The organism is Dyella sp., from assembly GCF_051954575.1.
Classification (GTDB): domain Bacteria; phylum Pseudomonadota; class Gammaproteobacteria; order Xanthomonadales; family Rhodanobacteraceae; genus Dyella_B.
This window is the reverse complement of the sequence record NZ_JBQCHP010000107.1, coordinates 1-17,337: the sequence shown is the minus strand read 5'-3', so window position 1 is coordinate 17,337 and position 17,337 is coordinate 1. Positions and strand designations below refer to the sequence as shown.

Annotated in this window: 10 protein-coding genes; 4 read left to right on the top strand and 6 right to left on the bottom strand. The window is 62.2% G+C overall.

Going from position 1 to position 17,337, the window contains the following annotated elements; translation table 11 throughout:
- Nucleotides 1–30: 30 nt before the first annotated feature.
- The 5 genes from ACTHNE_RS14410 to pgmB form a co-directional block, all read right to left on the bottom strand.
- On the bottom strand, nt 31–1,674 hold the full coding sequence (locus tag ACTHNE_RS14410; RefSeq protein WP_440269618.1) for a trehalase family glycosidase: 1,644 nt from the start codon (nt 1,672–1,674) through the stop codon (nt 31–33).
- Between the two features lie 200 nt (nt 1,675–1,874).
- Nucleotides 1,875–4,124 (bottom strand): glycosyl hydrolase family 95 catalytic domain-containing protein, encoded by a 2,250-nt coding sequence (locus tag ACTHNE_RS14405; protein ID WP_324937852.1) that lies wholly within the window; start codon nt 4,122–4,124, stop codon nt 1,875–1,877.
- Between the two features lie 35 nt (nt 4,125–4,159).
- Nucleotides 4,160–5,422, bottom strand: a complete 1,263-nt coding sequence (locus tag ACTHNE_RS14400) for an MFS transporter (RefSeq protein ID WP_324937853.1) — start codon at nt 5,420–5,422, stop codon at nt 4,160–4,162.
- A 241-nt stretch (nt 5,423–5,663) separates the two neighbouring features.
- The gene (locus ACTHNE_RS14395) at nt 5,664–8,213 is read right to left on the bottom strand and encodes a TonB-dependent receptor (protein ID WP_324937855.1); all 2,550 of its coding nucleotides are present in this window, start codon (nt 8,211–8,213) and stop codon (nt 5,664–5,666) included.
- A 67-nt stretch (nt 8,214–8,280) separates the two neighbouring features.
- Complete coding sequence (gene pgmB / locus ACTHNE_RS14390) at nt 8,281–11,295, bottom strand: beta-phosphoglucomutase (protein ID WP_440269617.1); 3,015 nt, start codon at nt 11,293–11,295, stop codon at nt 8,281–8,283.
- A gap of 299 nt (nt 11,296–11,594) precedes the next feature.
- On the opposite strand from pgmB, the gene ACTHNE_RS14385 reads away from it, so the two are divergent.
- A complete protein-coding gene (locus tag ACTHNE_RS14385; protein WP_440269648.1) occupies nt 11,595–12,560 on the top strand; it encodes a LacI family DNA-binding transcriptional regulator in 966 nt (321 codons plus the stop codon).
- A gap of 15 nt (nt 12,561–12,575) precedes the next feature.
- A complete protein-coding gene (locus tag ACTHNE_RS14380; protein WP_324937859.1) occupies nt 12,576–12,788 on the top strand; it encodes a hypothetical protein in 213 nt (70 codons plus the stop codon).
- A gap of 224 nt (nt 12,789–13,012) precedes the next feature.
- On the opposite strand, the gene ACTHNE_RS14375 is transcribed toward ACTHNE_RS14380, so the two are convergent.
- Complete coding sequence (locus ACTHNE_RS14375; RefSeq protein ID WP_324937861.1) at nt 13,013–14,632, bottom strand: sensor histidine kinase; 1,620 nt, start codon at nt 14,630–14,632, stop codon at nt 13,013–13,015.
- 426 nt (nt 14,633–15,058) lie between these two features.
- Here ACTHNE_RS14375 and sucC point away from each other — a divergent pair, with 426 nt between their 5' ends.
- Together sucC and sucD are read left to right on the top strand one after the other, a co-directional pair.
- Nucleotides 15,059–16,219, top strand: coding sequence for an ADP-forming succinate--CoA ligase subunit beta (sucC, locus tag ACTHNE_RS14370; protein WP_324937863.1), 1,161 nt, complete (start codon nt 15,059–15,061; stop codon nt 16,217–16,219).
- Between the two features lie 13 nt (nt 16,220–16,232).
- Nucleotides 16,233–17,108: a succinate--CoA ligase subunit alpha gene (gene sucD / locus ACTHNE_RS14365; RefSeq protein ID WP_284331928.1), complete on the top strand. Its 876-nt coding sequence runs from the start codon at nt 16,233–16,235 to the stop codon at nt 17,106–17,108.
- Nucleotides 17,109–17,337 lie beyond the last annotated feature (229 nt).

The following is a 17,337-nucleotide window of genomic DNA, read 5'->3' as shown; positions in this document are numbered from 1 at the left end:
TGAATGTCGCGGTTTGACCCCGACATTCGTTCACTGCGCGACAGCAGCCTTCGCCTTCGCGCCGCTCAATAATTCCTCCATCATCAAATACACGCCATTGGTCCAGCCAAAGCCGATCACGTTGGCGGTGTAGCCCGCGCTTATCTTCACGTCGGCATTGCCGCTGGCCATATTGTATTTTTCGCGGATGGTGCCGTCCTCGGCGATGCCACGATCGATCGTTGCGTTGAACTTGGCGGCGATGCGATGCGCATCGTCATGAAAGCCGTATTTGTCGAGACCGGCGACGGCGAGCCAGTTGGTCGGCGCCCAACCGAACGGCGCATCCCATTGCGCACCGCTGGGCTTGTTGTCCATGGCGAGCCCGCCGGCCAGTTCGAAGATGGAAAGCTTGCCGCGCACCGAGGCGGCTTGCTGCACTGACGCCGCGCCAGCCCACAGCGGATAGAACGTGGTGAGGTAGGGTGAATCGGATGGCTTGCCGGCGACGAAATCGTAATCGCGGTACATGCCGAATTCCGGACGCCACAGGTATTTGTCCATCGCCTGCTTGCGCGCCGCCGCGGCCTGCGCCCAGCGTTCGGCATCGGCGGCCTTGCCCAGCTGCTGCGCGAAATCGTGCAGGTCCAGCTCATAGCGATACAGCAGGCTGTTCAAGCTCACGTCCGCATAGTGATGGGTGGAACCGCCGAACGGGCCGTAATGGAAATTGGTATCGAAGCCCGATTCGCGCATCGCGCGATCGCCATGGTAATAGTCGGCGGTCAGGCGAAAACCGCCCAGCCAGTTGCCGGCGCATACCTTGGAAGCCTGAGTATCGCAGCTCGCCGTTTTCAGGCGTTCGGTTTCGGCTGCGTCCGGGTGCTCCGGTGCCTTGAGCAGATAGCCGGGATTGTCATTCGGATGCGCAAGCAGCCACTTGATCACGCCGCGGTAATACTCGCTGGTCTGCGCTTCCAGTACTGGCCCGCTGCCGAAATCATAGTAGCGCGCCAGGCCCGTATTGCCGGCCAGATGTTCCGGACGCACCCAGATGTCGTGATTGCGTACGGCGAGCGGATACGCCGCTTCGAGCCAGGCGCGTTTTTCGTCGGCGCTGTGGAACGCGGTCGGATCATTCAGTACCGACACCATCATCTGCGTGAGGAACGGTGGCTGCGACCGGCTGAGATAATAGGTGCGGTTCGCGTTCAACACGCCACCGTAGTACTGCACTTCGAACAGCGCGTTGTCGACCATGTTGCGCGCCAGCTCGATGCGATGGTCGGCGACCAGGCCCAGCAGGATGAAATAGCTGTCCCAGCCGTACATTTCATTGAAGAAACCGCCCGGCACCACATAAGGATGTGGAAGATAGAGCAACCCCTGCACCGGCAGCGCGTGGGCGTCCACGTCACCAAGCTGCTCGATGCTGCGCGGCAAGGTGTGCACGTCGATATTGCAGCGCTTCTGTGCTTGCAGCAGATCCTTCGGTGCGGTGAATTGCGCGGGTATATACATCACCGGGCGCGTCTTAATCTTCGGATCGACCAGCGATTTGCATTCGTCCTGCGAACGCGTGAGCGTGCTCCAGGCCTTGTCGATGTAGGCGCGGGTCTTGGCCGGGTCGGGCTGGGCGGCGGAGGCGGTGGCAATGAAGGTGGCCAGCAGTAATGAAAGACACGTGGCTTTCATGTTGCTGAATCGTTCTTTTCCGTCATTCCGGCGTTCGCCGGAATGACGGTGAGGGGTGTCTGGACGTTGCGATGTGGTGTTTGCTTCGTTGTTCATGCGAATCCCCACTCAGGGCCATCAGCCGCAAGCCAATGGCGTAAATCAAAGAATATGGCGCGTGATGGTGGCGTCTCAGCGCGCGCCCGGCAGGCAGGGGATCATCATTGCAAAACCTTGCGAACCAGTGCGGCTTTTCCTTGCGTATCGCGCTCCACGGTGATGTCGTACTGCTTGCCCTGAAAATTCACCCGCTTCAGGGTCAGGGACTTCCAATTGGGCGGCAACGTCGGCGCATACGCCGCATCGAGCCCTTTGTCATCGATGCGCAAACCGGTCAGGCCATAAATCATGCTCTGCAGAAATCCGGCCGAGGTGGCGAGGATATAGCCCGCATTGTTCGCCACCGTCTCGGTGCGCACATTGAACGGCGGTTTCAGAAAGCCGACCAGATTGCGTTCGATCCAGTCGCCGGCGGATTTTGCGTCGCCGAGTTCCGACGCGCCCACGGCGAGCATCACCATCATCATCTCGTTCGGGTCGTCGCCGTGTATTTTCAGTTCGTGCAACTGGAAGTCGAAATCATTGCGGCGCACCGTTTCGGACATGGGCAGGTCGAGGTTCGGATACATCAGCCACGCGAGCGACGAACCCATCCAGGTGATCTTGTCGTGCGGCACGGATTCATCGAAATCCAGATGACGCTGTTCCTTGTCGAGGAACGGGACATACATCTTGCTGGCGATCGTCGACCACTGCTGATCGGCGGGTTCGCCCACTTTTTGTGCCGCTTCGATCGCGATCTCGAGCGCCTTGCGCGCGGCGGCGTTGGTGAACGAATCGTTTGGCACGTCGTCGTATGCCTCATCCGGCGAGGTGACGTGCATGATTTCGTAACGATCCGCGGCCTTGTTGTAGGTGACGCGGCTGGCCCAGAACTGCGCGATCTCGCGGATCACCGGCCAGCCATACTGCTTGAGCCATGCATCGTCGCCGCTGGCCAGGTAGTACTGCCATTGCGCGATCGCGATGTCGGCGTTGACGTGGATCTCGCGATATACGTCGTAGGCGAAGTGCGGCGTGTTGTCCACGCCGGTCTGCGGATCGGATTCCCACGGGTACATGGTGCCTTTCGCGCCGTATTGGATCGCGCGCTCGCGTGCCGGCTGCATGGTGCGATGGCGGAACATCACGATCGGCTTGGCGCGTTCCGGATGCAGCAGCAACAAGGCAGGGAACACCCACGAGTCGCTGTCCCAGAAGGCGTGGCCGGCATAGTTGGGCGTCAGTGCGCAGGCGCCCATCGGCCAGGCGGTGCCGACGGTGCTATTGGAGAGCAGGTAATACAGATCGGAGTGCACAGCTTTCTGCACGGCCGGATCGCCGTCCACCACGATGTCGGATTTCCACAGCTCATGCCACGCGGCCTGATGGCGCGAAAGCAGATCATCGAAACCGGTGGCGCGCGCCTGCTTGGCCAACGCCACGTCGGCCTGCGCATCGCCACCCCAATCCTGGCGAGATGCGGCGAGGTACTTGGTGAAGGTGTACGTATTGCCCTGCTTGACTTTCGCCGTGACGTGCAGCGACAGAAGGTTCGATGTCTTCTCCAGCTTTACGCTCTGGATATCCAGCGTCTTGGGCAGATCGATCGCAGCGGCTTCGGCCATGTTCAAGCCTTCTTTGGCGCGGCCGTTCAACCATAGCGTCAGCGTCTTGGTGTCGCCGTCGCTGGAGAGCACTTGCGTGTAGCCCGGGTACCACACGGCTGCACGGTCGGGTGTCGGTATCGGTTTGTTGCCGAGGTTCTGTCCGCTGGCGATCACGGCGGCGATCATCTCATCGCCGGTCATGCTGCCGATCGGCAGGCGTGGCTGGTATTGGGACCATAGGCGGATCGGAAAGGTGAGTTCAACGCCGCCGTCGAAATGCGGTGTGATGGAAAACTGCGTGGCGGCGAGATGGTTGTCGGCCTGGCTGACGAAGGTGGTGACCTTCACATCGGTAGACTTGTTCGCGTAGTCGAAGCGATAGCGTGTGGTCAGCGTGCCATCGTACATGTCGAGCGTCTGCGCGTAGCCGGCGAAGATCTTCTTGTCCAGGCGCGTGGCGTTGATCCAGCCGCCGCCCGGGTTGTAGTCGACTTCGCTCCAGCCGGGAATGGCGGCGGGGCGCGAGACATCGCTCTTGTCGTAGTCCATGAAGGCGACCATGTACGCACGCGTGGGCTCGGTGCCGCGCGGCGAGGTCATGGTCGAGAAATAACCGTTGGCGAGGTAACTGGGAAAATAACTACCGAAGTTGTCGGCGGTGGCGGTGAGCGTGAAACTCGGGTCGCTCGCGGCTTGCGCGGCGGAGGCGGCAGCCAGCGCCGCGAACAGCAAACCGGAAAGGCCAAGATGGCGAAAGCTCATGGAAACTCCAGCGGGGAAGCGGGGCGTGCCTGGGTCTATTTGCCGGCCAGCGTGATGGTGATCGTCGCTGTGCCGGCACGATCGGTTTCGCGCTTGAAGAAGAACAGCGTCACCAGGATCAGCAACATCGGCACCAGCGAAAAATAAAACGCATGGATGCCGTCGAAGCGTGAAAACACGATCGCGGTGATGCGCGAACCGAGCGTGCCGCCGAGCGCGGAGAAGATCACGATCAGGCCGGTCATTGCCGCGTGCGCCGGCTTGGGCAGCGAACTGAGCGCCACCGAATTGATCACCGGATAGATTGGCGCCATCAGCAAGCCGATCAACGGAATCAGGTACGCGGCGGCCGGCGCATTCATCCAGCCGACGTTTGCACGCGCCACCACGCCCTGCGCCAGCGGCAGTGTAAGCATCACCAGCAGGCCCATGCCTAGCACGCAGATATTCAGCAGCGCGTACCAGCGCATGCGGCGCAGCAGTTGCCCGGCGACGATGCGGCCCACCGCCGACGCGCCGGCGAGGATGGTGGCGAGCTGGATACTCATCGCGTTGGGCAGCTTGAGGATCTCGTTGTTGAAGGTCGGCAGCCAGGTGCTGAAGCTCTGCTCGATCAGCACGTAGAGAAACGCGGAAGCAAGAAACACATACACCAGCGGACGCAGGAACAGATGCAGCATTTCCAGCAGCGAACCGCGCATCGATTTGGTAGCGATCGTGCGCGCCGCCGATTCGTCCAGGCGCGAAATGGCCAACAGTACGATCACCAGCACGCAGATCGCGGCTAGCACCCAGTACACGTTGAGCCAGGATGGATTGGCGGGATGTTCGTGGTCGACGAAGGCGCTGAACAGCCAGCCGCCCAGCAGTACGCCGATCATGAACAGGCCTTCGATGGTATTGGTGAGCCGTCCATGCTCGCTGCGATCGCTGGTAAGCAGGCCGATCGAGGCATACACCGCCACCTTGGTCAGCGCGAACGACACGCCAACGCAGGTAAATAAGAGCTCCGTGGTACGGAAGCCTGGATACAGCGGCATCAGCACGCAGGCGCTGGCAACGATGCCCAGCGCGATCATCATCGCGCGCCGAAACCCGAGCAGGGGAAGAAATGAAGCAACCAGGAAGGAGGTGACCGCAATCGGCAGATCCTTGAAGAACTCCAGCAGGCTTGCCTGTGGCTTGTCGACGCCGAAGGTATAGATCGATTGCAGGATGACCGTGCCGACGCTGTTGAGCAGTATCGCGAAGACCATGTAGATCAGGGCGAGCGCGGCGATCATGCGGAATCGGTTCATGGCGACCTGCCTGGTGACGAATTGATGGCCAACAAAACCCTCTCACCCGCCGTAAGCGCCGTACCCGTGCGTGGCCGAAAGACCCGCCGCGGCGGCACAGACGAACGAACTCTACAACGTGTCGTGAGTGGAAAGTCCATGGCCGGATTCAGCGCCCGGCCATGGGTGCCCAAGGAGGGGAGGGGCGAATGCTTGATTCAAGAACTCCCTCTTCCCGAACGGGAGAGGGAGCCAAAGGACATCAGAAGTTGTACTTGATCTGTCCCTGCACCTCGCGGCCTTCGATCGAGCGCGCCAGGATCACGCCGCCGCCGCTGGCGAAGCCGAACAGGCGGGAGTTGCCTTCGGTGATGCCGATCTGGTTGGTCAAGTTGGTGCCTTGCACGCTGTATACCCAATGCTGGCCCACGTTGGCCTGCACGCCGAAGCTCAGATCGTAGTAATTGCCCAACGGCTGCTGCTGGATCAGATCGCCGTAGCGATTGCCGATGTGCTCGTAAGTGATCCACGCCTTTATGTCACCCCAACCCATCGGCATATCGTACGAAGGTGTCAGGCGGAACTGGAACTTCGGCTGGCGCTGCAACTGCATGCCGTTGATGCTGGTGCACTGTGCACTTCCGTCCTGTGCGGTGTAGGACACGCAGCCGATATAGCGGTTGTAGTGGCCGTCCATGTAATCACCGGAGAAGGTAATGGCGGCATGTTCGAACGGCTTGACGGTGGTCGTGAAATTGACACCCTTGGTCTGCGATCCGTACACGAAGCTCTGTTGCGTGCCGTTGCCCAGGGTAATGGTGTACGGCACGTTGTAGAACAGGCGACGGTAGGCGCTTACGTCCGCATAGATCCAGTCGGCCTGGTATTTGACGCCGATTTCATAGTTCTTGACCTTCTGCACCGGCGTGGAGGGCAGGCCGCGCAGATCGTCGAAACCAGGGAAGTGAATACCCAGGTTGGCGCGCACATAGGCACTGAAGTTCGAGTTGAACTCGTAGTTGGCGCCAAGCGTCCAGGACTTCGCGGTTTTCAGGTAACGCTGATACGTCAGCCCGGGTATGAGATAGCTCGAACTGTTGTTGTAAAGGGTGTAGGGGTTGTTATCCAGGTCGCCCTTCGTGTTCTGGGAGAGCCCGCCGCTTGCCTGTTGCCGTTCCACGCGGATGCCGCCGTCGATCAGCCAGTTGCCGATCTTCCAGCTATCGGTGGCGAAAAACGCGGTATTGAAGGCGTTCCACCGTTCCTTCAGCGCAAACGACGGTCCGCTGGTGAAGCCTTGCGGATCGGTAAGTTGCCAGGTGTTGACGCCGTTGCTCAGGTCGACCACGACCGGGTTGGGGTTGTTTTGCGCCTGCAGCAGCATGTTGTTGCCGAGGTACCAGGTGTCGTGGTCGCTGTAAACGGCGCTGTAATTGCCGAGGGTCAGGGTATTGCCCTCGAACAGCTCTTTGCTGACATGGAATTCGTTGCTGATCGCTTTGATGTCTTTATGCACGTACCACAAGCCCTGCGTGGTCACGTTCTGGTTCATGTCGGCCGCCTGGCCATTGGTATAAGTGGCCGTGGCGGTCGTTCCGGCAAGGCTTGCATTGCCGGCTTGCGCATTGGCGATGTAATCGGCAAGGGTGGTGGGATTGTCGCCAGTGCTGAAGAACGAAACCGTATTCATCTCGCCGCTGGTGAAACCCAGCTTGTTGGAAATCGCCCAGCCGTTGCCGAAATCCCAGTCGAAGTTGGCGCCGAACAGGCGGATGTCCGCACCGCGGCCCTTGGCCAGGTTCACATCCACGCCGCCCGGCCGGCAACCCGGCGTGGTGCAAGGTGTGGTCTCGATGAATTCGCGCTGGTCGGCCTTGCTGCCGAAGGTGCCGGTGAGCGCATCGAATCCCGGGTAGTTGGAGAAGCTGCCCGCGCCTGGGTTGAGAATGGGCGTGTCGGTGACGAACTGGTTGTGATCCTTCAACGCGCGCGCATAGAACATCAGCGAGCCGCTGTCCCAGTCACGTGTCAGCGTGGCGGTGAGCTGGCCGCCGTTGTCGGCGGGGAATTGCGGATTGCGCACGCCATCGGAGCGACGCCAGAAGCCGCCGATGCTGCCATACCAGTTGTTGGCGACCTTGAAGCCGATGAAGCCGTCCAGGCGATACATGCCTTCGGAGCCGTAGGTGAAGCCGATGTCGCCGGAGGGCACATCCGTGCCTTCGCGCAGGATGAAGTTGGCCGTGACGCCAGGCTGGCCATTGCCGTACAGCACCGACGGGCCGCCCTGGACGATTTCCGCGCGATCGATGGTGTCGTCAAGGCGGAACATCGAGGAGTTTTCCATGAACGACAACGTCGACATCGGATACAGCGGCGTGCCGTTCAACTGATACGTCGCATACGGTGCATCGCCGCCGCCTGGGAAGCCGGCCACTTCGATGTTCGCACCGGTCTGGCCGCCGGAGGATTCCGGATACACGCCAGGGGAGGCTTTCAGCAGGTCGGCCGCGCTCTTGGGATTGGCTTCCTTGATCTGTTGCGCGGTCATGGACGTGATCGAATAGCTGGCGTCGATCTTCTTGATACCGCCGAAGCTCGCGGTGCCGGTCACCACCACTTGTTGCAGGGTCTGGGCATTTTTGGCGTTGGCGTTCTGCTGTGCACCGGGGCTGGCTTTCACCGCGGCGGTGGTGGGCGCTGTCGTGGAATTCTGGGTCTGACCGTTGTCTTGCGCATAAACGGCGCCGGACATGAGCGTGGCCGCGATGGCCGCCGATAACGCTACGCGTGTGAGTGGCTTGGTCTTCATCGAACGTTCTCCCCAACTATTTTGATTGTGATGGCGCGACGTGTCGTCGTGCCTGTTGTTAGCCGACTTATGTAAACAGGCTGATGTCGAACGCGGCGACGTTCGGCAGCAGCAGATCCGCCTCGGCCAGTGCAGGCGCCTGGCCAATGCCTACAGCTTTCATTCCCGCAGCATGGATGCTGGCGATCCCTGCCGCGGCGTCTTCCACGCCGATACATTCGCTCGGCTCCAAGCCGAGGCCGCGCGCGGCGGCCAGGAAAATCTCCGGATCGGGCTTGGCGCGACCGATGTGGTTGGCGTCCACCACGTAGTCGAACAAGTCGGCGATGCCGAGTCTTTCCAGCAAAAGCGGTGCATTGCGGCTGGCCGAAGCCAGCGCGGTCTTCAGGCCGGCGCGACGTACCGATTCGACGGCGTTGCGTGCGCCCGGCAAAAGGTTGTGCGGACCGAAGCTTTCGATCTGCTGCCGGTAATAGTCGTTCTTGCGCGAGGCGAGGGCTTCTTTTTCGTCCTCGGAATAGGTGCGGTTGGCGCGCTCGAGCAAGATGTCGAGCGAACCGCGCCGGTCCACGCCCTTGATCCGTTCGCCGATCGATTCATCGAACGCGATGCCGATATCGCCCGCCAGGCGTTTCCACGCGGCGTGATGCACCACAGCGGTATCGGCGATGACACCATCGAGATCGAACACCACACCTTTTACCGATGGGTGCGCTGGCGCGTGCAAGGGCAGCTTCACCGTGTGGCCGGCATGCAACACCACAGTCTTGCCGCGATGGAATATCTCCAGCTGCGCGCCTTCGGTGAGCGCGTATTCCACGCGATCCTTTTTTACTACGACGCGAATATGGTGATCGCGCCAGCGCACGCCGAAACGATAGCTGCTCCATGTCGGAGGCAAGGTCGGCGCGAACGCAGGGCGGCCATCCACCACGCGCATGCCGCCGAACCCCCAGGCCAGCGACAACCAGCTGCCAGCCATGGCCGCCATATGCACGCCGTGCGAGGTGTTGCCGTGCAGGTTGTCGATATCCACGCGCAGCGTATCGAGAAAGTAGCCGTACGCTTTCTGTGCGTAACCCACGTCCGATGCGACGATGCTGAAGGTGGATGCCGATAGCGTGGAGTCGTGGACGGTGACGCCTTCGTAGTAATCGAAGTTGCGCCGCTTGCTTTCCATATCGAAGGTGTTGCCGGCCAACACGAAGGCCTGCAGCACGTCGGCCTGCTTGCATACCTGGTGGCGATAGATGGTCAGCGGATGCAATTGCAGCAGCAGCGGGCGATGGCCGTGTTCGCTTGGCCGCGCGATCGGCAGGCGCGGCTTGTCGAGGAAATCATCGTCCTGCGGAAAGATGCCGAGCTCCGGATCGACTGGCAGATACATCGCATCGGCCGCTGCCAGCCACGCAGCAATTTCCCTGTCGGACAGCTCGAGCATCGCCGCGATGCGCGCATACTCCTGCGGCCGCTCGCGTCCCAGTTGCGAAGCTACCGATGCGGCGTAGCGAAGATGCTGCTGCGCCATGTGGTTGGTGTAGTAATTGTTGTCGACCAGCGCGGTGTATTCGTCCGGCCCGGTCACCTGGCAAATGCAGAAGGCATGGCCGCGACGCGGGTTGTAGTTGCCCACGTTGTGCCACAGGCGCGCGGTTTCGAACAGCACTTCGGCGCCGCCGCGCACGAGAAAATCCACATCGCCGGACGATTCCACATACAGGCGGATCGCGAACGCAATCGCCGCATTGATGTGGTATTGCGCGGAGCCGGAGGGGAAATACGCCGAGCATTCCTCGCCGCTGATCGTGCGCCACGCATACAGCGCGCCGGTCGGATGATTCATTTCGCGAGCGTGATTGCGTGCGCGATCGAGCGTGTTCACGCGGTACTCGAGCATGCTGCGCGCACGCTCGGGAGAGGTGAAGGCGAGCACGGGCAGGATGAAGGCTTCCGCGTCCCAGAAATAATGGCCTTCGTAGCCTTCGCCGGTGAGGCCTTTGGCCGCCGCGCTGCCGCTGCCGTCGCGCGGCGTGGATTGCAGCAGGTGGAACAGGTTCAAACGCAGCGCCTGTTCGATCGCCGCATCGCCGTGGATTTCCAGATCCACCGCCTGCCAGAATTTCGCCAGCGAACGCGCCTGCTCGGCGCGATGGGTGTCGAAATCCACCGTCAGCGCGTGTTCCAGCGTGGTGGCGACGGCGTCCAGCAAGGATGCTTCGGTGTCGCCACCTTCGGGCCGGCTGCAGGCATAGGCGACGAATTTTTCCAGCACTACGCTGTCGCCCGGATGCAGGTTCGCCACGTAGTGCTGCTGCACGCCTTCGCTGTCTTCGATCACTGCGCGGGCGAACACCAGGTTCGATTGCGTAAGCCGATGCCGTTGGCCGCTGGCCAGGCGAATATGGCTGTTCTGCGTGCGCTGGCAGATCGAGGCCAGGGTGCGATCGGCATCGGAGGCCGTAATGCTCAAGCCGCCCTTGATGCGTGCGCCGATGCGGGGGTCGTCGCCCTGCTCGGCGGCGCCGATGCTGGCGACCAGCGCCGATTCCAGGGTAAGCGGCCCGCTGTAGTCCACCGAAGTGACGCGGTAGCGGATGCACAAGAGGTTGGGGGCATGCAGCGGGACGATGCGCTCGGCGTCGATCTGCAAAGTGGCGCCAGCCGGCGAGCGCCAGCGTAGCGTGCGTTCCAGGCAGCCGCTGCGCAGATCCAACGCCTGTTCGAAGGCCAGCCACTCGCCTTCGCGCAGATGCACCGGCGCATCGTCCAGGCGCAGGCCGATGCGTATGCCATCGGGTACCGGAATGCGGGTATCGGTGCTGCGGGCGAAGCCGGGAAAGCGCTCGTGATATTCGATCGGCGTACGTTCCCACACACCAGTCAGGAAGCTGCCCTGGCTGGGGCTGCGGTCTTCCTCCAACCCGCCGCGTACGCCGAGCGTGCCGTTGGCGAGCGCGTACAGGCTTTCCAGCTTGGCCAGCTCGAACCCCAGCGGGCGCCGCGAATGCACCAGGCGCCAGGGATCGGGGGATGCCTGGACGGCCGGCTCCATGGCTATGGCTTGCGCATCGTGGCTGTGCACGCATTCTCCCCTGGGCATTTTCTGGTTGGTCTTCTCATCGGCCGGCCGGCCTGTGGTGGGCGAGGATAAGATTGAGTGATATCGATATCAAGATATCGATATCATCGTTGCGGCGCACCATACTGCGCTCGTTCGCGTGGGGAAAATGTGGTCGGTCCGGCGGCTGCATTGGAGGAACAGGCAGTACTCGGGCACACTTGCGCGGCCGTAACGATCACCGCACCCACGCACCGGATAAGGGGTTCCGCTTGACGCAGGCCAAGAAGAAACAACCTCTTGCGCAACGTCCCAGCCTCACCATGGCGGACCTGGCCGAGCTGGCGGGGGTATCCAAGATCACCGTATCGCGCGCCTTGAGCGAAAGCCCTTTGGTCAATGCGCAAACCCGCGAGCGGGTGCAGGCGCTGGCGCGCAAGCATGGCTACAAGTTAAACGTCAGCGCCCGCAACTTGCGCCTGCGTCGCAGCCACACGGTGGCGGTGATCGTGGAAATGAAACCGTCGTCCGAGCGCACCATGTGGGACCCTTACCCGCTGTCGCTGCTCGGCGGTATTTCCCAGGAACTCACTTCGGCCGGCTACAGCGTGTTGCTGACCACCCGCCAGGGCGCATCCAATGCCGCCGTGCAGGCGGCCGACGGCCTGATTCTGCTGGGACAGGGCGCGCGCCAGGACGCAGTGCGCCTGTACGACAAGCTGGGTTTGCCGATGGTGGTGTGGGGTGCGCCGGAAGAAGAAGGCGGCGACAACCACATCGTGGTCGGCAGCGACAACCGCCAGGGCGGCATCATCGTGGCCGAGCGCTTTCTTTCCATCGGCCGGCGCCATCCGGTGTTCATCGGCAATCCCGATCACCCGGAAATGGCGCAGCGCCTGTTCGGCTTCGTCGACGAACTCGCCCATCACGGCATCAAGCCGCTGTTGCTGCGGCGCGCGGACTTCACGCTGGAATCGGGTGTCGATGCAGTGCGTTCGCTGGCGGCGCGCAAGGTGCGTTTCGACGCCATCTTCGCCTGCAGCGACTTGCTGGCGATGGGCGCGATCCGCGCACTGGTCGAACTCGGCCAGTCGGTGCCGAACGATGTCTCGGTGATCGGCTACGACGACACCCCGCTGGGCGCCACCTTCCTGCCGCCGTTGAGCTCGGTGCGGCAGAACTGGCAGGAGGGCGGCGTGTTGCTCGCGCGCAAGGTGCTGGCGATGATCCAGGGGCAATCGGTGCAGTCGCAGACGATGGCCACGACGTTGGTGGTGAGGGCTACTTGAGGAGAAGGAATGGTGATGGCAAGGAACGAGAGTCTGTCCAGCATTGACGATGACTCGATGTGCGACCGTCGGGTCCGCAAGGCATTTCTTCTGCGTGGCCTGCGATCGAAGGTACAAGCGGAGAAGACGGATACGTATTACATCGCTGACGAAGCGATGCATCACATGGGCGAGATTTTGACCAAGGCCCGGGCAAAATTACGCGTGACGTTCAAGTCGTCCGTTTAATTCGCGCCGGCAGTGTCCTTAATGCAACACGATGTTGGGGTTCGCACCCTGATATATCCCCACGTTTTTGCTCGATAATTTCAATAAAATCAGCGAGCTATACACCTTGCATGATCTTCCAGTTTACTGGGCCGTCATTCCCGCTTTCGCGGGAATGACGGCATTTCGGGCACATATGCACCAAACGAAAAAACGTGGGGATATATCAGGGTTCGCACCCCAACCTACGCCGTCGGCTCGATCCGCACCGGCGGCGTCAACACCAACCGGAAACAGCTGCCACCGCCGGCCACGCGCACGTATTCCAACGCCGCCTGGTTCGCCTCGGCCATCTGCCGCGCAAGATAAAGCCCAAGCCCGGTGCCGTATTCGTGCGTGGTGTAGAACGGCTCGAAGATCTGCGCCGCCACTTTGGGCGCGATACCCGGGCCGCGGTCGATCACCTCGAGAATGGGCACGCCGTGTTCGCCATGGCGCACCACCACCAGCACGCGCGCAGGCTCGCCCGGCATGCGGCCGTAGCGCAGCGCGTTCTGCACCAGGTTCCACACCACTTGGTGCAACTGCTGCGAGTCGGCCACGGCAATCACCGGCTGGGCGCTGTTGTCGATCACGCGCAGCGAATCGTTGCCTAGGTCGTTGCCCAGCTTGTATTCATCGACGAAGTCGTGCGCCCACTCGCCCAGGTTCAGCGTTTCCGGACGCGAGCGTTCGCGCCGCGACAGCTGCAGGATGTTTTCGATGATGTCGTTGAGACGGCTGCAGTGGTTGTTGATGATCTCCACCATGCGCAGGTCGGTGGCGCTCATTTCGTGCGATTCGGCCAGCAGCTGCGCGGAGTAGCGAATGGCCGCGAGCGGGTTTCTGATTTCGTGCGCGATGGAGGCGGACAACCGGCCGAGCGAACCGAGCGTGAGCTCCTCGGCGCGACGCGACACCAGCGATGTGTCGTCCAGGAAGATCAGCACCAGCGAATCGTCGTTCGGCGCCAGGCGGCTGAAGCGCGGCACCACTTCGGGCATGCCATCGGCCAACTGGGTAGCGGTTTCATCCAGCTTGCCCGAGGTGATCCAGTGGTATAGCCGGCGCGACAGCTCCGGCGCCACGCGCCCCAGGTCGCGCTGGTCGGAGGAAGGGTTGCCCAGCAGCATCCACGCCGCTTCGTTGATCTGGTGGATGCGGTTGGCGTCGTCCACCAGCATCACGCCGGTCTTCATGCGGCGGATGATCAGCTCGTTGACCTGCGCCAGGTTGACCAGGTCGATGCTGCGCTGTTCGGCCAGCGCCTCGCTGGCGCGCAATTGGCGGCCCAGCACGTTGCACAGCACGACGATCGCGAAATAGGCCATGCCGAACAGGCCCGATTCCAGGAAATCGCGGTCGTCGACCGAAGGCGTATGGGGCAGGGCGAACAGGGTACGACCCAGCACGCCCAAGGTGGCGAGGGCGGCCAGGAACAGCGCCAATCGTAAAGGCAGCAGCAGCGCGCCGGCGGCCAGGTTCACCGCCAGCATCATCGCGATGCCGATGCGCGCCTCGTTCATCGCCGCGATCGCCAGCACCGCCGCGACGATGTCCAGCAGCAGGGTACCCAGGATGCCCAGCCAGCCCAGCGACTTGGTCAGGTGGGTGATCGAGATCACCGCCAGTGCGAACAACAGATAGCCGGCGGCCACCAGCCGCGCCAGCTCGCTGTTGTCCAGGTGCGGCCAGCCCATGCCCGAGGGGGTGAAGGCCAGTCCGACGTAGACCAGCGCCTGGGCCAGCCTGAAATAGTTCAGAAACAGCAGCTCGTGGCGGGTGGTCGTGCTGTTGGGCGAGTCGACGATCGCGCGGCTGGACACGGGTTTGGACGCTCACGAAGAGAAGTGGCTGCCACGCCTCTCCCCACCGGGAGGGGCCGTTAAGGGCCATCGTGCGATCGAGCGCCATCGAAGCGAACTCCGATGCACGCCTTTGGCAACATGCCCCTTCGGCGCAATCCTAAAGCTTTCTCTAGGGATAACGTAAGGCAGATGGCCTCATCATTCCCTTCTTTTCCCGGAGGGTGAAGTGGGCGGACACGGACCGGCCATGCGCGTGGCCCCTTTCCATCCCATCTCGCTTCCGCGAAAATACCGGGCCGTATTGCGCGGTTTTCCCCATGTTGAGGCATGGCCACGGCGCACTGCACGCGCGCCGGCAGTGCGTAACACCGCCGTCCGTTCTCCCAAGCCTGTGCTGTGGCTACCGCGCAGGCTCGATCCTTCCCCATTCACTCGAGGTAGCGAATGAATTTCCACGAGTACCAGGCCAAAGAGCTGTTCGCGCAGTACGGCATTGCCGTGCCGCCGGGCAAAGTCGCCAATTCCCCCGACGCCGCCGTCGATGCCGCCAAGCACCTGGGCGGCACGCAATGGATGGTCAAGGCACAGATTCACGCAGGCGGTCGCGGCAAGGCCGGCGGCGTGAAGTTCTGCAAGAGCCTGGATGACGTGCACGCCGCCGCCAAGGGCATGCTGGGCAAGAACATGGAAACCTACCAGTCCGCCGGCCGTGCGCTGCCGGTGAACCTGGTGCTGGTGACCGACGCCACCAACATCGCCAAGGAGCTGTACCTGTCGATCCTGGTCGACCGCGACAGCAAGGCCGTCACCTTCATCGCTTCCAAGCACGGCGGCGTGGACATCGAACAGGTGGCGAAGGAAACGCCGGACGACATCCACACCATCGTGGTGGACTTCGTCGAAGGCCTGCAGCCCTACCAGTGCCGCCAGCTCGGCTTTGCGATGGACCTGAACCCCAAGCAGGTCACGCAGCTCACCAAGATCATGCTGGGCCTGTACAAGCTGTTCAACGAGAAAGACCTGTCGCTGGTCGAGTTGAACCCGCTCGCCATCCTCGAAGACGGCAACCTGGCCGCGCTCGACGGCAAGGTCAACTCCGACGACAACGCCGAGTTCCGCCATCCGGACCTGGCCAAGATGCGCGACCTCACGCAGGAAGACGCCGCCGAAGCGGCCGCCGTGCAGCACAACCTCAACTACGTGACCATGGACGGCAACATCGGCTGCATGGTCAACGGTGCAGGCCTGGCCATGGCCACCATGGACGTGATCAAGCTGGCGGGCGGCGAGCCGGCCAACTTCCTCGACGTCGGCGGCGGTGCCACCAAGGAGCGCGTCACCGAGGCGTTCAAGTTGATCCTCTCCTCCGACAAGGTGCGCGCCATCCTGGTGAACATCTTCGGCGGCATCGTGCGCTGCGACCTGATCGCCGAAGGCATCATCGCCGCGGTGAAGGAAGTGGGCCTGAAGATTCCGGTGGTGGTGCGCCTGCAGGGCACCAATGTGGAGAAGGGCCGCGAGCTGTTGGCCAACTCCGGCCTGGCGATCACGCCGGCCGACGATCTCAACGACGCGGCGAAGAAAGCCGTGGCCGCCGCGAAGTGAGGAGCACACAGTCATGAGCGTATTGGTCAACAAGAACACCAAGGTGATCGTGCAGGGCTTCACCGGCCAGCAGGGTACCTTCCACGCCGAACAGGCGATCGACTACGGCACCAAGGTGGTCGGTGGCGTGACCCCGGGCAAGGGTGGTAGCGAGCACATCGGCCTGCCGGTCTTCAACAGCGTGGCCGAAGCGGTCGACGAAACCGGCGCCGATGCGTCGGTGATCTTCGTGCCGCCGCCGTTCGCCGCGGACTCCATCCTCGAAGCGATCGACGCCGGCGTGCGCGTGATCGTGACGATTACCGAAGGCATCCCGGTGCTGGACATGCTGCGTGTGAAGAACGTGCTGGCGCAGCATCCGGAAACCGTGCTGATCGGGCCGAACTGCCCCGGCATCATCACCCCGGGCGAGTGCAAGATCGGCATCATGCCGGGCCACATCCACAAGCCGGGCAAGGTCGGCATCGTGTCGCGCTCCGGCACGCTCACTTATGAAGCCGTGTTCCAGACCACCAACGAAGGCCTGGGCCAGTCCACCTGCATCGGCATCGGCGGCGATCCGATCAACGGCCTGAACTTCATCGACTGCCTGAAGCTGTTCCAGGACGATCCGCAGACCGAAGGCATCATCATGGTCGGCGAAATCGGCGGCAGCGCCGAGGAAGAAGCGGCGGAATTCATCGGCGAATACGTCAAGAAGCCGGTGGTGTCGTTCATCGCGGGCGCGTCGGCTCCGGCCGGCAAGCGCATGGGCCACGCCGGCGCGATCATTTCCGGTGGCAAGGGCACGGCGGCGGCCAAGTTCGCTGCGCTGGAGAAGGCGGGTGTCACCACGGTGAAATCCCCGGCCGATCTGGGCAAGACGCTGGCTGGTTTGCTCAAGAAGTAATCGGCAGTTTCGGTTGTCATTCAAAGAGGCCGTGGCGACGCGGCCTCTTTTTTTTGTAGGTTGGGGTGCAAACGCCAACATCGTGATGTGTGGCGCAGCGTCGGGGTTTGCACCCCAACCTATGTTTCGCACTGTTTCGAGCCCTTGTCGGGCAGCTCATCCACTACCATGTAGCGCCAGTTCAACCTGGATAAGCAACACATGGCCGTTCTCCGCCTGGCCCTGGCCC

Excerpts from the sequence above, each read along its gene's own strand:
- ACTHNE_RS14410 (WP_440269618.1), bottom strand. The coding sequence starts at position 1,674 with ATGAAAGCCACGTGTCTTTCATTACTGCTGGCCACCTTCATTGCCACC.
- ACTHNE_RS14405 (WP_324937852.1), bottom strand. The coding sequence starts at position 4,124 with ATGAGCTTTCGCCATCTTGGCCTTTCCGGTTTGCTGTTCGCGGCGCTG.
- ACTHNE_RS14400 (WP_324937853.1), bottom strand. The coding sequence starts at position 5,422 with ATGAACCGATTCCGCATGATCGCCGCGCTCGCCCTGATCTACATGGTC.
- ACTHNE_RS14395 (WP_324937855.1), bottom strand. The coding sequence starts at position 8,213 with ATGAAGACCAAGCCACTCACACGCGTAGCGTTATCGGCGGCCATCGCG.
- ACTHNE_RS14385 (WP_440269648.1), top strand. The coding sequence starts at position 11,595 with ATGGCGGACCTGGCCGAGCTGGCGGGGGTATCCAAGATCACCGTATCG.
- ACTHNE_RS14380 (WP_324937859.1), top strand. The coding sequence starts at position 12,576 with ATGGCAAGGAACGAGAGTCTGTCCAGCATTGACGATGACTCGATGTGC.
- sucC (WP_324937863.1), top strand. The coding sequence starts at position 15,059 with ATGAATTTCCACGAGTACCAGGCCAAAGAGCTGTTCGCGCAGTACGGC.
- sucD (WP_284331928.1), top strand. The coding sequence starts at position 16,233 with ATGAGCGTATTGGTCAACAAGAACACCAAGGTGATCGTGCAGGGCTTC.